General features: G+C 49.8%; 16 protein-coding genes. 10 read left to right on the top strand and 6 right to left on the bottom strand.

All coding sequences use genetic code 11. From position 1 onward, the window contains the following. Positions 1-278 precede the first annotated feature (278 nt). A complete protein-coding gene (locus ACN4EK_RS21760; RefSeq protein ID WP_431660339.1) occupies positions 279-1,583 on the top strand; it encodes an LCP family protein in 1,305 nt (434 codons plus the stop codon). Between the two features lie 3 nt (positions 1,584-1,586). Continuing rightward, entirely contained in the window at positions 1,587-2,504 is a 918-nt protein-coding gene (locus ACN4EK_RS21755) for a YihY/virulence factor BrkB family protein (protein ID WP_431660338.1), read from the top strand. Here the strand turns inward: ACN4EK_RS21755 and ACN4EK_RS21750 are convergent. Both ACN4EK_RS21750 and ACN4EK_RS21745 read right to left on the bottom strand, forming a co-directional pair. After that, positions 2,496-2,666, bottom strand: coding sequence for a hypothetical protein (locus ACN4EK_RS21750; RefSeq protein ID WP_431660337.1), 171 nt, complete (start codon positions 2,664-2,666; stop codon positions 2,496-2,498). The genes ACN4EK_RS21755 and ACN4EK_RS21750 overlap by 9 nt on opposite strands. 35 nt (positions 2,667-2,701) lie before the next feature. After that, a complete protein-coding gene (locus tag ACN4EK_RS21745; RefSeq protein WP_431660335.1) occupies positions 2,702-2,905 on the bottom strand; it encodes a hypothetical protein in 204 nt (67 codons plus the stop codon). A gap of 315 nt (positions 2,906-3,220) precedes the next feature. Here ACN4EK_RS21745 and ACN4EK_RS21740 point away from each other — a divergent pair, with 315 nt between their 5' ends. From ACN4EK_RS21740 to psb27, 6 genes are all read left to right on the top strand, one after another. Further along, on the top strand, positions 3,221-3,784 hold the full coding sequence (locus ACN4EK_RS21740; RefSeq protein ID WP_431660333.1) for an SRPBCC family protein: 564 nt from the start codon (positions 3,221-3,223) through the stop codon (positions 3,782-3,784). 286 nt (positions 3,785-4,070) lie between these two features. Next, positions 4,071-5,192, top strand: a complete 1,122-nt coding sequence (pstS, locus tag ACN4EK_RS21735) for a phosphate ABC transporter substrate-binding protein PstS (protein ID WP_431660331.1) — start codon at positions 4,071-4,073, stop codon at positions 5,190-5,192. 161 nt (positions 5,193-5,353) lie between these two features. After that, entirely contained in the window at positions 5,354-6,319 is a 966-nt protein-coding gene (gene pstC, locus ACN4EK_RS21730) for a phosphate ABC transporter permease subunit PstC (protein WP_431660329.1), read from the top strand. A gap of 16 nt (positions 6,320-6,335) precedes the next feature. Next, positions 6,336-7,238, top strand: a complete 903-nt coding sequence (gene pstA / locus ACN4EK_RS21725; protein WP_431660327.1) for a phosphate ABC transporter permease PstA — start codon at positions 6,336-6,338, stop codon at positions 7,236-7,238. Positions 7,239-7,339: 101 nt separating this feature from the next. Continuing rightward, positions 7,340-8,146, top strand: a complete 807-nt coding sequence (gene pstB, locus ACN4EK_RS21720) for a phosphate ABC transporter ATP-binding protein PstB (protein WP_431660326.1) — start codon at positions 7,340-7,342, stop codon at positions 8,144-8,146. A gap of 196 nt (positions 8,147-8,342) precedes the next feature. Then, complete coding sequence (gene psb27 / locus ACN4EK_RS21715) at positions 8,343-8,750, top strand: photosystem II protein Psb27 (RefSeq protein WP_431660324.1); 408 nt, start codon at positions 8,343-8,345, stop codon at positions 8,748-8,750. Positions 8,751-8,827: 77 nt separating this feature from the next. On the opposite strand, the gene ACN4EK_RS21710 is transcribed toward psb27, so the two are convergent. The 4 genes from ACN4EK_RS21710 to ACN4EK_RS21695 all read right to left on the bottom strand — a co-directional run bounded on the left by ACN4EK_RS21710 (position 8,828) and on the right by ACN4EK_RS21695 (position 13,496). Then, positions 8,828-10,138 carry a TldD/PmbA family protein gene (locus ACN4EK_RS21710; protein ID WP_431660322.1) on the bottom strand — a complete coding sequence of 437 codons (1,311 nt, stop codon included), beginning with the start codon at positions 10,136-10,138 and terminating at the stop codon, positions 8,828-8,830. A 75-nt stretch (positions 10,139-10,213) separates the two neighbouring features. Next, positions 10,214-11,077, bottom strand: coding sequence for a Tab2/Atab2 family RNA-binding protein (locus ACN4EK_RS21705; protein ID WP_431660321.1), 864 nt, complete (start codon positions 11,075-11,077; stop codon positions 10,214-10,216). Positions 11,078-11,085: 8 nt separating this feature from the next. After that, positions 11,086-11,991 carry a S1 RNA-binding domain-containing protein gene (locus ACN4EK_RS21700; protein ID WP_431660320.1) on the bottom strand — a complete coding sequence of 302 codons (906 nt, stop codon included), beginning with the start codon at positions 11,989-11,991 and terminating at the stop codon, positions 11,086-11,088. A 92-nt stretch (positions 11,992-12,083) separates the two neighbouring features. Beyond that, the gene (locus ACN4EK_RS21695) at positions 12,084-13,496 is read right to left on the bottom strand and encodes a hybrid sensor histidine kinase/response regulator (RefSeq protein ID WP_431660318.1); all 1,413 of its coding nucleotides are present in this window, start codon (positions 13,494-13,496) and stop codon (positions 12,084-12,086) included. 424 nt (positions 13,497-13,920) lie between these two features. Between ACN4EK_RS21695 and ACN4EK_RS21690 the strand changes: the two genes are divergently transcribed. Both ACN4EK_RS21690 and ACN4EK_RS21685 read left to right on the top strand, forming a co-directional pair. After that, entirely contained in the window at positions 13,921-14,232 is a 312-nt protein-coding gene (locus ACN4EK_RS21690; RefSeq protein WP_431660316.1) for a response regulator, read from the top strand. A 210-nt stretch (positions 14,233-14,442) separates the two neighbouring features. After that, a complete protein-coding gene (locus tag ACN4EK_RS21685) occupies positions 14,443-15,738 on the top strand; it encodes an ATP-binding protein (RefSeq protein ID WP_431660315.1) in 1,296 nt (431 codons plus the stop codon). Positions 15,739-15,775 lie beyond the last annotated feature (37 nt).

Genomic DNA, 15,775 nt, shown 5'->3' with positions numbered 1-15,775 from the left:
AGATGTGTATAAGAGACAGCCTATCTCCCCACCGCCCCACCCTTTACCTACCTTCCAGTTCCGCTGATCTCCATCAACCTAAAGATGGGATAAAGCCTGCCATCACGATATAATCCCAAGTGTTTGATGAAGTTTGACGAAGAACGGTTAAATTCGCGAAAACAACCAGAGATTGCCAAGAGGTGTGAGCGGACGTGGAACAAATTGAAAGTAAGTTAGAATCTCCAAGATTGAATGAATCAGGTGAGCCGCTCCGTTCTACTGTCCCCTACCAACCCATGATGTCTTCGCCTTCAACCAAACACCCCTCTTCCACTCCTTGGATTGTCAAGGGGTTAGCGATCGTGGCAGCCGCAATGACTTCAGCTGCGATGGGCTTAGTGATGGCATTTTTAATCCCCTTGCCGACCGGAATTCTATCCAGAGAAAAAATCAGCAAACCTGATCAGGTCTGGAAAAGTGGATTTGGCTATCAAGTCTCCCGCCCTGTGAATATTTTGGTGATGGGCATCGATCGGGTACCAGAAGCTCAACCGGGTTCTCCAGAAATCTTTGATGGGCGGAGCGACACCCTATTATTATTGCGAGTTGATCCCCTGAATGACTCGGTCAGCCTGCTGTCGATTCCTCGGGATACTCAGGTGGAACTGGAAAATGTTGGCATGACCAAAATTAATGATGCCAATGTGCGGGGGGGGGCGATCCTGGCAGCTCAGACCGTCAGCAGTACGTTAAATGGGGTACAGATCGATCGCTACGTGAGGGTGAGTACGGATGCCTTTCGGGAACTGGTGGATCTGATTGGGGGGGTCGAGGTGAATGTGCCCCAAGCCATGTCCTATGAGGATAAAACCCAGAAGCTAAAGATTGATCTTGCCCCTGGACTACAGACGTTGAATGGCGACCAGGCAGAACAGTTTGCCCGCTTTCGCTACGATGGCTATGGCGATATTGGGCGGGTACAGCGGCAACAGGCATTGCTCCGGGCATTGCGCCAACGGATGCTTAACCCTATGATTATTCCGCGTATCCCTAGTTTGATTCAGGCAATGCAGAAATATGTGGATACCAACCTCAGTGTAGAAGAAATGCTGGCATTGGTCACAGCAGGTCGGCGCATTGGTGACGGAGACTTCAAAATGGTGATGTTGCCGGGACGCTTTAGTGCTCCCGATGAGTTTGTTGCCAGTTACTGGATCATGAATCTGGAAGGGCGCGATCGCGTGATGAAACAGTATTTTGAGGTTAATCCTGTTACCGATGCTGTGACCTCGCGGGCGGCTGATACACTGCGAATTGCCCTTCAGAATGCTTCTGGAACTCCGGGGGTTGCCTACGAAGTGCGGGAGGAACTGGCAGCGCTCGGATTTAACAATGTCTATATTGTGGAGCAAGCTATTTCGGTTCGCCAGGAAACCCGGATTATTGTGCAGCAGGGAGATCTAGATGCGGCTCAACAAATTCGGGACAAGTTAGGGTTTGGTAAGGTAGAAGCAGCTTCGACGGGCGAGTTGGAATCTGACCTGACGATTCGGATCGGGGCGGACTGGAAAACTGCATTTAAACCGGGCACCGAACCTTAAGCCATGCGAGTCAATCGCTTCTTTCGCTTCTTTCGTTATCTGAACATGGCTACCTTGCGGGAAGTGATTGTCCGGAGTGGACAGCAACGCTTACCGGGACTGGCGGCTGAAATTGCGTTTAACGCAACTCTGGCAATGTTCCCAGCGATCGTTTCCCTCTTGACGGCGATCGGTATGCTCGGTTCGTCTCAACGTGCCTTTGATCAGTTAATTAATCAACTAGGGCGAGTGTCACCCGATGAAGTCTTGGCGTTAATTCAAGGATTTATTCAGGAGATTAGTCCGTATAGTAGCCAGAGTTTATTTTCTATTAGCTTTATTGCCTCAATTTGGATTGCCTCCGCTGCCATTAGTGCGGCAATGAATGCCTTAGATCAAATCCATCAGATTCCTGCTGCCCGCCGCCGATCGTTTTGGCAAGCCAAGTTAGTCTCGTTAATGCTGACGATCGGGACACTCCTGCTGATGCTGGTGGCTTCTATCACGCTGTTTGTGAGTGATTGGATTGTGCAATTGGTTGCCAGTCAAAGCGATCAACTGGTAGAAACGATCGCTAAACGTCCCAATGTCATGGAACCGCAATTATTACAGTTATGGCAACGCCTGAGTTTACCCCTGGCATTAGGGCTGGTGGCGCTGGCATTCGGCTTTATTTATCGGTTTGGCATCAGCCGTTGGCAACCAGGAACTCCGATCCTATCCGGGGCGGTATTATCCACCATTTCTTGGGCGCTATTGTCCAGCTTGTTTCGCCTCTATATCCGCAACTTTGGCAGCTATAACCGGATTTATGGTGCCTTAGGGGCGGTGATGATTCTTCTGGTCTGGTTGCAATTAGGGGCATTGATGATGCTGATTGGTGCCCAACTGAATGCGGTGGTGGGAGAAGCCATGCGTCGCCAGAAGCCCACCCTAGCGTAGGTTACTGATTACTGCCAGGATGATACAGAGAAAAATCAGCACCCACAGCACCCAACCTTCAATAAAGGATAATAGTCGGGCTCCTCGGAGTACCCAGATCAGGAGGGTCATTCCAAGAGTCAGCAAAAATGCTAGTGTGGTCGGTTTGATAGATCGGGTCATAGGGAGATAAACTATCCTATTCTGGCTGCTTCCCATTATTGGCGAGGGGTATTGTAGCTGCGAACACCGGCAATAATCCCGATGCCCATAGCCAGGAGAACGATCGCCCAAATGGCATAGTCGGGTAGTACCGTTAACCAGCCTAACCCCTTGAGGAGGATTAATACGGCGGTGATCACCAACATAATGCCGACGATATACAACAGAATGGAAACCAACAGGTCAGGCGGTCTGCTCACGAATACTTAGATTTCTGTAGCACTACAGCCCCTATTGTGGCATTGGGCTGTCGGGAAGTAAGCAGAATTTTAATTGTCGTCTCCTGTGCCGAAACGGGGAATTCTAGCCATAACCTAATGGGGATTTGGTTGAGCCACCGCCGCCTTAACATTGAAGAATGAGCTGGGAACCACATCGGCAATCCTTTGATTGACTCATGAAATCTTTAAATCTTCATCGTTTCGCTTACCCCTTTTTCATCAAGATGGAGCTACGTTTGTGAAGAAACTGTTAGGTTTCCCTGTTCATCATTCACCTGGAGTTGCGAAATCGACATGATAGCTTCTACCTCATCCCACTCGACGGCGGCTGTAGTTTACCCGGAGGGGAACGATCGTGGTGCGGCAGCACTCCTGAATGGCGAGATTTTGCTAGATACGCGATCGCACACGGCTTGGGGATCCGCCGTCCTGGCTCAACTTTATTTACCTATTGATCGCGCGATCGTCTGGCAGGGCTTGACAAATTATCCCCGCTGGACACAATACTTCCCTGATCTAACGGAGAGCCGAGTGGTGGCGCATCCCACCTATACTCGACTGTATCAGGCGGCCAGCAAGACTTTTGTCTTTTTAACGGTGCAGGTTGAAATTTATCTCAGAGTTCGGGAAACGGCTTTGCAACGGATTCAATTTCAATTAGATGGCAATTCTGCTGGCAGTTTTACGGATTTTGCTGCTGACCTGACTTTGCACGATTATGCCAATGGTACATTGGTTCGATACTATGTGCAGGCAACTCCCACGATTCCGGTCCCTAGCCTATTGATTCAGCAAGCGATTCAATTTGATTTACCCAGCAATTTGCGGCAGATGCGGCAAGTTCTTTGTCAAGCGTAATCTGCCTATTTCCTATTTCCTGGCTCGTAGATTAGGATAGAAACAGACTAATTTGTTCGCCTAGAACATTTGTTGAAGCATTAGCGTGCTCTCTAGGTAGCCTGTCACTCGGCGATCGTTTATTCGTCACCAGGACTTTGTTTCTGCGATTAAGATTGTTAAATTGCACACAGATTTTTCTTCACTCAATCTGGGTTTCAGATTGGGATTCTTGGTGTGCTTAACCTTCCCTTTACGGACAGGTTGTAGCGTTAGAGAGACGCGTAGAGTAAATTTACTGAGGTTTATGATTTCCCTCTCCAAGTTACCCCGTTGGACGATCTCGGCAACCACTGTTGTCTTAGCGGCAGGTATGGCTGCCTGTGCTCCTAGTTCTCCTCCTGGTTCGCCTACAGCCGGTGGAGGTACGGCAACGGATACTGCTACCCAGTCTACTGGAGGAGCCACTCTGACAATTAATGGCGCTGGAGCTACAGCACCTAACCCGCTCTACCAGCGTTGGTTTGCAGAGTACAACAAAGTTGATCCAGCAGTGCAGATTAGTTACCAGTCCGTTGGGAGTGGGGCTGGCGTTAAACAGTTTTTAGAACAGACGGTTGATTTCGGTGCGTCGGATGACCCCTTGAAGGATGCTGATCGCTCGAAGTATCCCCAAGATCGGGGGGGGAACCCAGTGCAAATTCCATCCACTGGCTTGTTCCTGGTATTTGCCTATAATCTAGACGGAGTCGATAATCTGCGGCTGTCGCGGGAAGCCTATTGTGGTATTGTAGATGGTTCGATTAAAACCTGGAATGATCCGAAGTTGGTGCAAGATAATCCCGGTGTAACGCTGCCGGATGCCCCGATTTCCTGGGCATATCGCTCGGATGGTAGTGGCACCACGGCGATCTTTACGAATCATCTTGTTGAAGCCTGCCCTAACTGGAAAGCGGGTGCAGGTAAATCCGTGGAATGGTCGATTGGTACCGGAGCGAAGGGTAATGAAGGGGTAACGGCTCAAGTGCAGCAAACCCCTGGCGCGATCGGCTATGTTGAGTATTCCTATGCGAAGGAAAACAACCTGAAGATGGCGGCATTGCAGAATAAAGCCGGTGAGTTTATTACGCCATCGCCGGAAGCGGCTGCCAATGCGTTAGAAGGGGTGAAGCCAAAGGAAAACTTTGTGGTTTCTGTCCCGGATCCCGATGGGAAGGATGCTTACCCGATCGTCAGTTTGACCTATCTGCTGTTATATGGAGAGTATCAAGATCCGGCGAAAGCAGAAGCCCTGAAAAAAGTGGTGAACTGGGCGCTGAAGGATGGTAAGACGGCAGCAACTGACCTGGGATATTTGCCCTTACCGGATAGTCTGGTGTCGGAAATTGCCGCTAAGCTGGACTCGATCCAAGTAGCTACCGCGAAGTAATCTGCTGCGGATAGCGATCGCTGCTAGGACGTAGATGACGACTGGCAGCGATCGCTGTGATGGTATTGCACTGAAAAGATTTGACCTAACCCGCTTACTGCCGACGTTGCCCGTTCTATCCTGCTTGTTCGATCGTCTGCCGTTGCTCTCTATCAGAATTTATGGCTTTACCATCCCGTGATGTTTCCTCTGACCAACCGTTAATGTCCTACCGCCAAACTCCACTGTCGCGGGGCATAGACAACAGCTTTGTGACTCTGACCGTAATTTTTGCGTTGGGTGTCGCCCTAACTCTGGTACTGATTGCGCTCCAGGTGGGGCGAGATGCGATTCCGGCAATTCAAGCATTTGGCTTAGCGTTTCTCACCACGAGTCGCTGGAACCCTGTAGAAAGTATCTATGGTGCCTGGACTCAAATCTACGGAACGTTAGTGACTTCCTTTATGGCGCTACTGATTGCTATGCCGATTGGCGTGGGTGTCGCGATCGTTCTCAGCGAAGATTTTCTTCCTCCCAGTCTACAGAAACCACTGGTGTTTATGATCGAGCTATTAGCAGCGATTCCCAGTGTGGTGTATGGGTTATGGGGCATTTTTGTGCTGGCACCCCTGCTGCAAGGCCCCTCAATCTGGCTGTATCAAAACTTTAGATGGATTCCGTTATTTAGCACTCCGCCTACAGGTAGAGGAATCTATATTGCCGGGATCGTGTTAGCGATTATGATTCTGCCGATTATTGCAGCAATTTCGCGGGACTCGCTCGTGGCAGTGCCTTCAGAACTACGGCAGGCTGCCTATGGGTTAGGGGCAACCCGGTGGGAAACCCTATTTAAAGTGATTATCCCCACGGCGATCTCTGGCATTATTGGCGGCGCGATGCTGGCGTTGGGGCGAGCGATGGGAGAAACCATGGCAGTGACGATGTTGATTGGGAATTCCACTGTGCCCTCGCCCTCACTGCTTGCCCAGGGGTCAACGATCTCTTCACTGCTAGCGAACCAGTTTGCCGAAGCGGATGGGCTACAAATTGCGGCTCTGATGTATGCTGCCCTGGTGTTATTTGGGCTGACGCTAGTTGTGAATGTGCTGGCGGAAATGATTGTTAGCCGCGTCCGAATGAAGGTTTAGCAGGGGGGAATGTCCTATGACCAGTCCAGAATTTTCTGATGCCATGCTGTCTGGGAGAAGCTTGACGCGATCGCATTTATCTCCCAAAACCCTGTTCTCTAACCTGATGACGGGGTTGGCGTTTGCCTGTGCGATTCTGGCTCTGATTCCGTTAATCGCCGTTCTGTATTATGTCGTGGTGAATGGAGCGGCTCGGCTCGGACCGCAACTGTTTACCCAATTACCGCCCCCACCGTATCAACCGACCTCCCCCCAGTTCAACACGGGTGGGTTTGGGAATGCCTTTGTTGGCACCCTAATCACAGTGGGGATTGCGGCGCTGATCAGTATTCCGTTCGGCATTCTCGCGGCAATTTTCCTGTCTGAGTTTGCTCGGGGAACGCAACTGGCTCGTTGGATTAATTTCTTTACGAATGTTTTAAGTGGTGTGCCTTCGATCGTCATGGGGGTGTTTGCCTACGGATGGATTGTGTTAACCACCAAGTCCTATTCCGCGATGGCAGCCGGATTTGCCCTGGCGGTGTTGATGTTACCCACGATCGTGCGTACTGCCACAGAAGCCTTAGAAGCGATTCCCAGTGAAATCCGGCAAGCGGCGGTCGGATTAGGAGCGACCCGCTACCAGACGGTATTGAAGGTAGTGTTACCGGCTGCCATTCCGGCGATCGTTACGGGGGTGATGCTAGGGGTGGCTCGCGCTGCCGGAGAAACGGCTCCTGTATTATTTACAGCATTGTTTAACAACTATTGGAATTGGGATGTTTGGAAACCGACGGCGACCCTATCCGTATTGGTGTTTAATTTTGCTGTGACTCCCTATCAAAACTGGCAGCAACTTGCCTGGTCAGCCGCATTGGTGTTGGTGGCGATGGTGTTGATTACGAATATTCTGTCCCGTTGGATTATTCGCCGACGCTAACGATCGGTGACTTAGAAGTGATTCAGCCGTTGTGACTAGCCCCCTTTGATCAGACTTGAGCAATTGATCGACATGAACTATTCTTTACCCTACCTTAACCTATGACTCCTGAAGTACAGACTCCCTTACAAACCGACACTGTCCTGCATACTGAAAACCTGGACATCTTTTATGGGAGCTTCAAAGCGGTTAGAGATGTCAATATTGGCATTTCCAGAAATGCGATTACAGCTTTCATTGGGCCTTCGGGCTGTGGTAAAAGTACGGTATTACGGTGTTTTAATCGGTTGAATGATCTGATTAAAACCTTTCATATTAATGGCAAGATCTTCTATAAACAGCAAGATCTCTATGCCTCAGATATCGATCCCGTTGAAGTCCGGCGGCAGATTGGCATGGTGTTCCAGAAGCCCAATCCGTTCCCGAAAACGATCTACGACAATATTGCCTTTGGGCCCCGGCTCCTGGGTTATAAGGGGGATATGGATGAACTGGTGGAACGATCGCTGAAGAGTGCGGCGCTCTGGGAGGATGTCAAAGACAAACTGAAAGCGCTGGGGACAGATTTATCGGGAGGACAACAGCAACGGCTTTGTATTGCTCGGGCGATCGCCGTCCAGCCAGAGGTGATTTTGATGGATGAACCCTGCGCGGCACTTGACCCGATCTCGACGCTGAAAATTGAAGATTTGCTTCAAGAACTGAAGGAAAAGTACACGATCGTCATCGTGACGCACAATATGCAGCAGGCATCGCGAGCCTCGGATTACACGGCATTCTATAATGTGCAAGCCAACGAGAAAGGGCAACGGACGGGGTATATTGTGGAATACGATCGCACCGAGGCGATCTTCCAAAGTCCGAAGCATCAGGCAACCCAAGAGTACGTCAGTGGTCGTTTCGGCTAATCTGCTACCGTCCCCGACCCTAATCACGGTAGGATCAGGTCATTCTCTCTGGCTAGAGGTGGACTGTAAATCGTCCATCTGATGGATTTAAGCTGCCTTTAAATCTTCCAAACTCATTTTAGAGAGATTTTAAGGTGGAATTGCCCTGAAAATCTCTGCTTAGAGAGTTAATGTTGTAGTTGGTGAAAGTTTGTCTATGAAGCGCTATATAGCCCGTCTGCTCTCGCTAGTTCTGGTTGTTTGTATCGGCTTGATGGGCTGTGCTTCAGCTCCAGACGGGTCGATGAGTATGACCGGAGACTACCGTCAAGATACCCTGGCAGTCGTTAGTAGTCTTAGAACTGCCCTGCAATTGCCAGATAACTCTCCTGAAAAGGGAGCGGCTCAGGCACAAGCGCGTCAATTGATTAATGATTTTGCGTCTCGGTATCGGCGGGAAGCATCGGTTGGTAAGCTGCCCTCGTTCACAACGATGCGAACGGCTTTAAACTCCCTGGCAGGGCATTATAGCTCCTATCCCAACCGTCCAGTGCCCCAGAAATTAAAAGATCGACTGGAAATGGAGTTTAAGCAAGTAGAACAGTCGATCGAACGGGGAGCTTAAGCTCTGTATTTCAGGTTGAATTCTGTTGGGAGCCACGATCGTCAGCGATCGTGGCTCTTTGTGCTCAGGAAGCCGAATTAACTGCGCCCTGTTACCGATAACCCCCCGACAATTAGCGATGGCGTATAGCAGGAGCCATTCCAGTCTGCATCGCCGCCTAACTCAATCAGGTGTTTGAGGGCAGTGTAAACATTCCCGGATACCATCGTGTCCTTGACTCGACCAATGATCTGTCCCCGTTTGACTCGGTAGCCCAGGTCTACGTTAATTGAAAAATCGCCGGAGATTCCCGCTCCCCCCCCCAACATTTGATCCACAATCAGCCCATCATCCAGGCTGGCAATTAATTCTGGCAGCGATCGAGTGCCCTGCTCTACCAGGAGGTTGAACATGCCAGGAGTGGGGTAACTGCCTAACCCTGGACGGAACCCATTGCCGGTTGTGCCGCTACCGAGTAATCGCCCGGTGGTGCGATCGGCATAGAACAGGGTCAGAATACCCTGATCAATAAAGGTGATGGGTCGAGTGGGAGTGCCTTCATCGTCAAAAGGACAGCTAAAGGGCCCAATATTCGGTTGCTGGGATAGGGTTAACCGTTCTGAAATCACAGGTTCATTCAGGCGATCGCTCCAGGGTGAGGCTCCTTCGATCACCTGTTTACCACTAAGGGCGGCTTGTACAGTACCCCAAAGCATATCTGCCGCTTTAGCCGTAAACAAAATCGGCACACGTCCATTGAGAGGTGGCGCTAATTCCTGTGCCCAACTGAGTCGATGCAGAATTTGCTGGGCAAGGGCTTGTGGATCCAGACTGCCCCGTTGGGTTTGCCCATCCGAGATGCTGAGGAAGTCATCTCCTCGCACCCATTCGGCTTCCAGGTAGCAACTGAGGGTCGTATCCGTGTAGCCACAGTCCAGTCCCTGGGAGTTGATCAGGCGGGTGGTTTCTGCTTCACACTCCCATTCCGTAGTGCAGATCAGGTCGGGATAGACATCGCGCACACAGGCGATCGCTTCCTTGCCCCATGCCACCAGTTGTTCCACCGGAACCGCTTCTCCCAGATCCGGATAGATGGCTTTAGACCCCTCCACCAGTTCGATCGCTTCCGGTTCATTCAGTTGACTCAGTGCCAGTGCCCGATCGACTAACGCCTGGGGTTCAACCGGCCCATAGGCAACCGCTAACCCCGGACGACCATCTTGCCAGAGCCGTAATGCCATGCCCTCTGCCTGGGCACTTTCCAGTTGCTTTAAGCGATTTGCCTCAAAAAAAACAGGGCGAGACAGCGATCGCGACAAAAAGACCTCAGCGGCTTCTGCGCCTGACCTGATTGCTGATTCAAGAAGCTGTTCTGCCAGGGTTTCATGGTGCAAATCGTCAGAAGTCATAAGATTTAACGTTACGAGTCAGTTGTTCTTAGTTGTTAGGGGACTGAAATATCCAACTAAGAGCTAACAACTAACTTACGCTAAATTGACCTCCTGTAATAACCAGAATCCTGCAAAAGCTTCGCTATCTGGATTGGCTTGAATCGCTAAAAAGTGGACGTTTTGTGCTTGTTGCTTGGTGGCTTCAAAATTTTTGGCTTCGGTTTGCAGGGCAGAAGTTGCCAGATTCGCCAGCATCCAGCGATCGTTGATGCCCGTTTCCAGTAAGAGGCGGGGCGCGGGTTCGCTGTCAAACTTTAAGCAGGAAAGTTCCAACCCGGACATCCAGGCGGCAAGCGGTAGGGCGCGGGAGGAAAAGATCACCAGACCCGGAATTGGGGTTTCGGGGGTGACTCCGGTCAGGCTCAGGGGAAATGACTCGCCAAAATCAATTTTCCATTCGTGCATGTCGGCAAAGGCACTTGCCTCTAGCGTCACAAATGCCCATTGCTGCCCCATTAAGGCATCCGGTAGGGGTTGGGGTGGGGTAGTGGCAAAACTGACTGAAGGATTGCTGCTAGCCTGGTAGCCGGGAAGCGTGGGATACACTGCCTGAAACCGTTGTTGCAGCCATTGGTTGAGGGCAAAGGTGCGCCGACTCAATTGTGCCGGAATCCCTAAATCATCACAGGCTTTGGTAATCATATTGTTCATCGCCTGCCGGAAGAAGCGAATTTTGCTGGGCGGCTTGGCAGCCTGGGCGATCGCTTCTTGCAGGGCAGTTTTCAGCCAGACTGAGTTTACCTGGGTACTGGGACAAAACTGCTGATACTGAAATAATTGGTCGGGCTGACGATCGAGACTGAGGGGACTTTCACAGACCAATACTTCCCAAACTTTTTTGTTCTGCTCGTCCAGAATCGGGCGCGAGTAGAAGTCGAGTTCCCAAATCACTGCCATAGGACTGGTTATTCTCCTAACAAACCCTTTCTCGCGCGATCTTGGCGGGATTCTGCCTCTGCCATCACAGTGCCCATGGTTTCCAACATTTCGCCTGGAAAATTCTCCAATACCCGGGTGGACAACGACACGCGACCTCTCCCCTCATCCAATTCCACAATCATGGCTTTGATCTCCTGCCCTACCTGGAACAGAGCGGCAAGCGATTCGATATAGCTCTTACTGATTTGATTAATGTGTAGTAATCCCGTCGTGTTATTGAAGTCTACAAATACGCCAAAGGGTTTGATGCTGGTGACTTTGCCTTCGATCAGTTGACCCACTTCTAACTGGCTAAAGGTGACCGATCGCGTGGCTAACCGATTCGATAACACTAGCTTGTTGCGATCGCGATCCAATTCCAGAATGCTGGCAGACAGGGTTTGCCCCTTTAAAGCGTCCAGATTTTCCCGTTCCAGCAGGTGCGATCGGGGAATGAACCCGCGTAAACCCTGGACATCCACCGTTACGCCGCCTTTGTTGCTGCCAGTGACCCGCACCGATAGGCTTTGACCACTGTCCTGAAACTCTGCCATCCGTTCCCAGACTTGGCGGATTTCTAGCTGTCGCAGTGACAGGGTGAGTTGACCATCGGCATCCTGATCCCGAATGATCAAAAATTCTCGCTCCTCATGTAGGGGCAGAATCGCCGAGGGATCGGTCACGCCCTGCAAGCTGACCTCATTGGCAGGCAAAAACGCCAGGGATTTAGCCCCAATGTCAATGTAGACTCCGTCCGGCTCGTAGCTAAAGGCTTTGCCCTGAACAATCTGTCCCTTCTGGAATTCGTAGTCGTGTTGCTCCAGGGCTTTCGCGAAATCGTCCATTGAAAAGGACTGGTCGTTAGCGCGGGAACGGGTTGATTGTTGATCCATAGTCATTCAAGGAAACCCCCGAACGGGGAGTGAGCTTCCTTACTATAGTCAATTTTGGAGCCAAGAGGCTGATGCGGATACAGAACTGCAATTTACAGGGTGTCAGGGTCTGGAGAGGTTTGCCGAATCGGGAGTTCCAGGCAAAATTCGCTCCCGCTGCCCGGTTCCGAACTGACCATGATCGTGCCCTGGTGTTTTTGCATAATTTGGTAACAGATCGGCAACCCAAGTCCTGTACCTTGATTAATCGGTTTAGTGGTAAAGAAGGGAGTAAATAACTGGCTCTGCACCTCTGGAGGCATACCAGTGCCGTTATCTTGAATGCGAATCCGAACGCGATCGTCTCCTACCAGTTCAGTATGAAGTTTGATGCATCGAGCAGTGGTGTCTGGCATTTCCATCAAAGCATCGATCGCGTTATTCAAAATATTCATAAACACCTGATTGAGCTGAGCCGGATAGCACTCTACCGGTGGCAAACTTTCGTATCGCTTAATAATTTCTATATGTTGCTTGATGCGGTGATTCAGGATTAATAGGGTACTATCAATGCCCTCATGAATATTGACTTTTTTCTTCTCCGCTTCATCCAACCGCGAGAAGTTGCGTAACGATAAAACAATATCCCGAATGCGATCGGCACCAATCCGCATAGAAGCGAGCATTTTCGGCAGATCGTCGGTAATGAATTCCAGGTCAATTTCATCGACTTTTTCGGCAATGACTGCCGTTGGCTCGGGATATTCCTGTTGGTAAATCTGTACCAACTCCATCAATCCTTCAACACATTCATCCACATGTTTGAGATTGCCATAGATGAAATTGACCGGGTTATTAATTTCATGGGCAACTCCTGCGACCATTTGCCCGATCGTGGACATTTTTTCTGCCTGAATCAGTTGGGCTTGCGTCGTTTGTAGTTCCTGTAAGGTTCGTTCCAGAGTCTGAGCCTGTTGCTGAGCCGCTTTGGTGGCAGTTGTCAGGGCTTTGAGATTGTTGTAAGCCTGGGAGTGATACCGGATTCGAGCAATCAACTCGATCGGATCAGGTAATTTAATTAAATAATCATTGGCTCCCTGGGCAAATGCTTCCGCCTTTAAATTGGGGTCATCTTTGGTCGATAACACAATCATGGGAACGTCCTGAGTAACAGGGTTGTTGCGAAACCAGCGGAGTAACATTAAGCCATCAATGTCGGGCATGACTAAGTCCTGCAAAATTACCGATGGATTCAGGGTCATCGCCTGTTGAATTGCCTGGGTGGGATCACTGCAATAGTGAAACGCAATATCGGTTTCTGCCGCTAAAATCCGCCGCACCGCTTCACTAATGATGATTTGATCATCAATCAGGAGCACCGTGACCGGATAGGCTGATTTGGCAGGAGCAGGAGGGGAAGACACGGGTTCGGCTCGGAGGTGCGGTAGCTTAACTACTGACGATCGGGATGGGGGGACAGCAATCAAGGTCGGGGTTGTCATTGGCAAAATAGGGTTTCCTTTCATGGTGACAGGAGACTGAGTTGGGTAGTAGTGCGCCAATATGAAAGCTGGGTTTACTAAGCTGCCAATTCACCGAAGCATCAATCTATGATTTGATGGCGGAATTCTCAAGGACGTGTGAATTCAAACTGAAAATATTTTTATGAAGAAAATCTAGTTTTCGCCTCTTAAAAACTTTACTCTAAAGATAGATTGAAAGAATTCGTAAAATTATCGAAACGTAATTAAATTTGTTAACAAAAATGAATCGTCTCCGCGAAAATACGGTTGTTTGGCTGCCTACCCCCCCTATTGCGATCGATCTGAAGCAGTAGAACCAGTTCAGCAGGTATCCCCTTGCCCGAACTTTTCTATCCTCACCAGCATGGGGATGAGGTTTAGAATCCCCCGTGGGGAGCAACGGTTCACCGTTTGTTTTAGTGTTGCCATGAGTGGTGTAAATGTACTGGTTGTCGAGGATGAACGCATCATTGCTCTAGATCTACAAGAGCGGTTGCTCCAGCTTGGGTATGGTGTCGTTGGCATTGCTGACCGGGCGGACAAGGTATGGCAATTAGTCGCGGACTATCACCCTGATTTAGTGCTAATGGATATTCAGTTGCGGGGAAATGTTAGTGGAATTGAAATTGCAGCACAATTGCGATCGCAGGTTGATTTACCCATTGTGTTTTTAACAGCGTATACTGATGCCGCGACTGTAAAGGCAGCTTTGAAAATCTACCCATCGCCCTCTGATTGATGCAAACACCCGTATCTCTATGAGGGTTAGGGATGCTCTAATTACAGATGGTGATGCCGTTCCGTTTATATTCGTTTGCAAACCGATTTTAAGGAATTTAAACTAGTTTGCTCACCTGAAACATTTATGATTTCCTCATATTTTTTCTTTAGGGTAAGAAGGCGCAACACTTCAGGGTGAATGAATGGCTTCACTGAGGATAGGATCAGTATGATGAACGCTATTGCATGGCATGAGATTAGCGTTGGTTGGGGCATTACTCTGTTCCTGATAGCGGTCTATTACCTGTTCAGAGGCAGGTGGCACGATCGACCCGTTGAGGTGCAACGAATGGTGGAACTTACGCAACTGAATACTCAACTCCAGCAGGAGCTAGTCCAACGTCAGCTTGAGCTGAATGAATGTCAGCGTAGGGAGAGGGTATTACAGGATAGTGAAGCGTTTTTCCGGGGTACGTTTGAACAGGTGGCGATCGGCATGGCGCTGCTGGGGTTAGATGGATGCTGCTTGAAAGTGAATGCGGCACTGTGTCAGATTCTGGGCTATACGGAAGCGGAACTGTTGACCACGACTCTTCGTGCCATTACGCATCCAGATGATTTCTCAGCGTATCTGACCCAAACTCAACGACTGTTGTGGGGGGAAATCACGACTGCGGAAATCCAACAACGCTACTTTCACAAGCAAACCTATCTGATTTGGGGGACACTAAATTATTCACTCGTTCGGAATTCGGCAGGGCAACCTTTGTATTTGATGGCTCAAATTCAAGATGTGACAGCGCGGCGGGAAATTGAACAACTTAAAACAGAGTTTATTTCGTTGGTGAGTCACGAACTACGGACTCCGTTAACGGCGATTCGCGGGTCATTAGGACTGCTGACCAGTGGTGCGCTACGCAACCATCCCGAACGAATTCAACGCATGATCGAAATTGCCTCGATCGACACCGAACGGCTTGTGCAGTTAGTCAACGATATTCTTGATTTAGAACGGTTAGAGTCCAGTCAGATCATATTACCCAAGCAGATCTGTCATGCTAACGAGTTACTCAGGCGATCGCTGAATGCCATCCAACGAGAGGCAACTAATGCGGCAATAACCATTACTGTACTGCCAACGACCGCTCAAGTCTGGGCATCTCCTGACCATATTGTGCAAGTGCTAACAAATTTGTTAGAAAATGCCATCAAGTTTTCTCCCTCAGGTTCCAGGGCAGTAGTAACGGCAGAAATGATGCCATCTGATCCGACCACTATCCTGTTTTCGGTTCAGGATCAAGGGCGGGGGATTCCCTGCCACCAATTAGAAACGATCTTTGGACGGTTTCAGCAGGTGGATGCCTCCGATGCCCGAAAGGAATGTGGTACAGGGTTAGGATTAGCGATCTGTCGTAGTATTATTCAGCAACACTGGGGCAGAATTTGGGCAGAAAGTCGTCTCGATCGCGGTAGTACCTTTTACTTTACGCTACCGACTCCAGTCCCGTTGGCAGACTGTAGTTAAATGGCAAATATTACTTTTATTTGCAAAAGCACACTTT

Source organism: Pantanalinema rosaneae CENA516, assembly GCF_050753385.1.
Taxonomy (GTDB): domain Bacteria; phylum Cyanobacteriota; class Cyanobacteriia; order Leptolyngbyales; family Leptolyngbyaceae; genus Pantanalinema; species Pantanalinema rosaneae.
This window is presented reverse-complemented; position numbering and strand designations above follow the sequence as displayed.

Coding starts and splice junctions, on each gene's coding strand:
- ACN4EK_RS21760 (WP_431660339.1), top strand. CDS start 279: ATGATGTCTTCGCCTTCAACCAAACACCCCTCTTCCACTCCTTGGATT.
- ACN4EK_RS21755 (WP_431660338.1), top strand. CDS start 1,587: ATGCGAGTCAATCGCTTCTTTCGCTTCTTTCGTTATCTGAACATGGCT.
- ACN4EK_RS21750 (WP_431660337.1), bottom strand. CDS start 2,666: ATGACCCGATCTATCAAACCGACCACACTAGCATTTTTGCTGACTCTT.
- ACN4EK_RS21740 (WP_431660333.1), top strand. CDS start 3,221: ATGATAGCTTCTACCTCATCCCACTCGACGGCGGCTGTAGTTTACCCG.
- pstS (WP_431660331.1), top strand. CDS start 4,071: ATGATTTCCCTCTCCAAGTTACCCCGTTGGACGATCTCGGCAACCACT.
- pstC (WP_431660329.1), top strand. CDS start 5,354: ATGGCTTTACCATCCCGTGATGTTTCCTCTGACCAACCGTTAATGTCC.
- pstA (WP_431660327.1), top strand. CDS start 6,336: ATGACCAGTCCAGAATTTTCTGATGCCATGCTGTCTGGGAGAAGCTTG.
- pstB (WP_431660326.1), top strand. CDS start 7,340: ATGACTCCTGAAGTACAGACTCCCTTACAAACCGACACTGTCCTGCAT.
- psb27 (WP_431660324.1), top strand. CDS start 8,343: ATGAAGCGCTATATAGCCCGTCTGCTCTCGCTAGTTCTGGTTGTTTGT.
- ACN4EK_RS21710 (WP_431660322.1), bottom strand. CDS start 10,138: ATGACTTCTGACGATTTGCACCATGAAACCCTGGCAGAACAGCTTCTT.
- ACN4EK_RS21705 (WP_431660321.1), bottom strand. CDS start 11,077: ATGGCAGTGATTTGGGAACTCGACTTCTACTCGCGCCCGATTCTGGAC.
- ACN4EK_RS21700 (WP_431660320.1), bottom strand. CDS start 11,991: ATGGATCAACAATCAACCCGTTCCCGCGCTAACGACCAGTCCTTTTCA.
- ACN4EK_RS21695 (WP_431660318.1), bottom strand. CDS start 13,496: ATGAAAGGAAACCCTATTTTGCCAATGACAACCCCGACCTTGATTGCT.
- ACN4EK_RS21690 (WP_431660316.1), top strand. CDS start 13,921: ATGAGTGGTGTAAATGTACTGGTTGTCGAGGATGAACGCATCATTGCT.
- ACN4EK_RS21685 (WP_431660315.1), top strand. CDS start 14,443: ATGATGAACGCTATTGCATGGCATGAGATTAGCGTTGGTTGGGGCATT.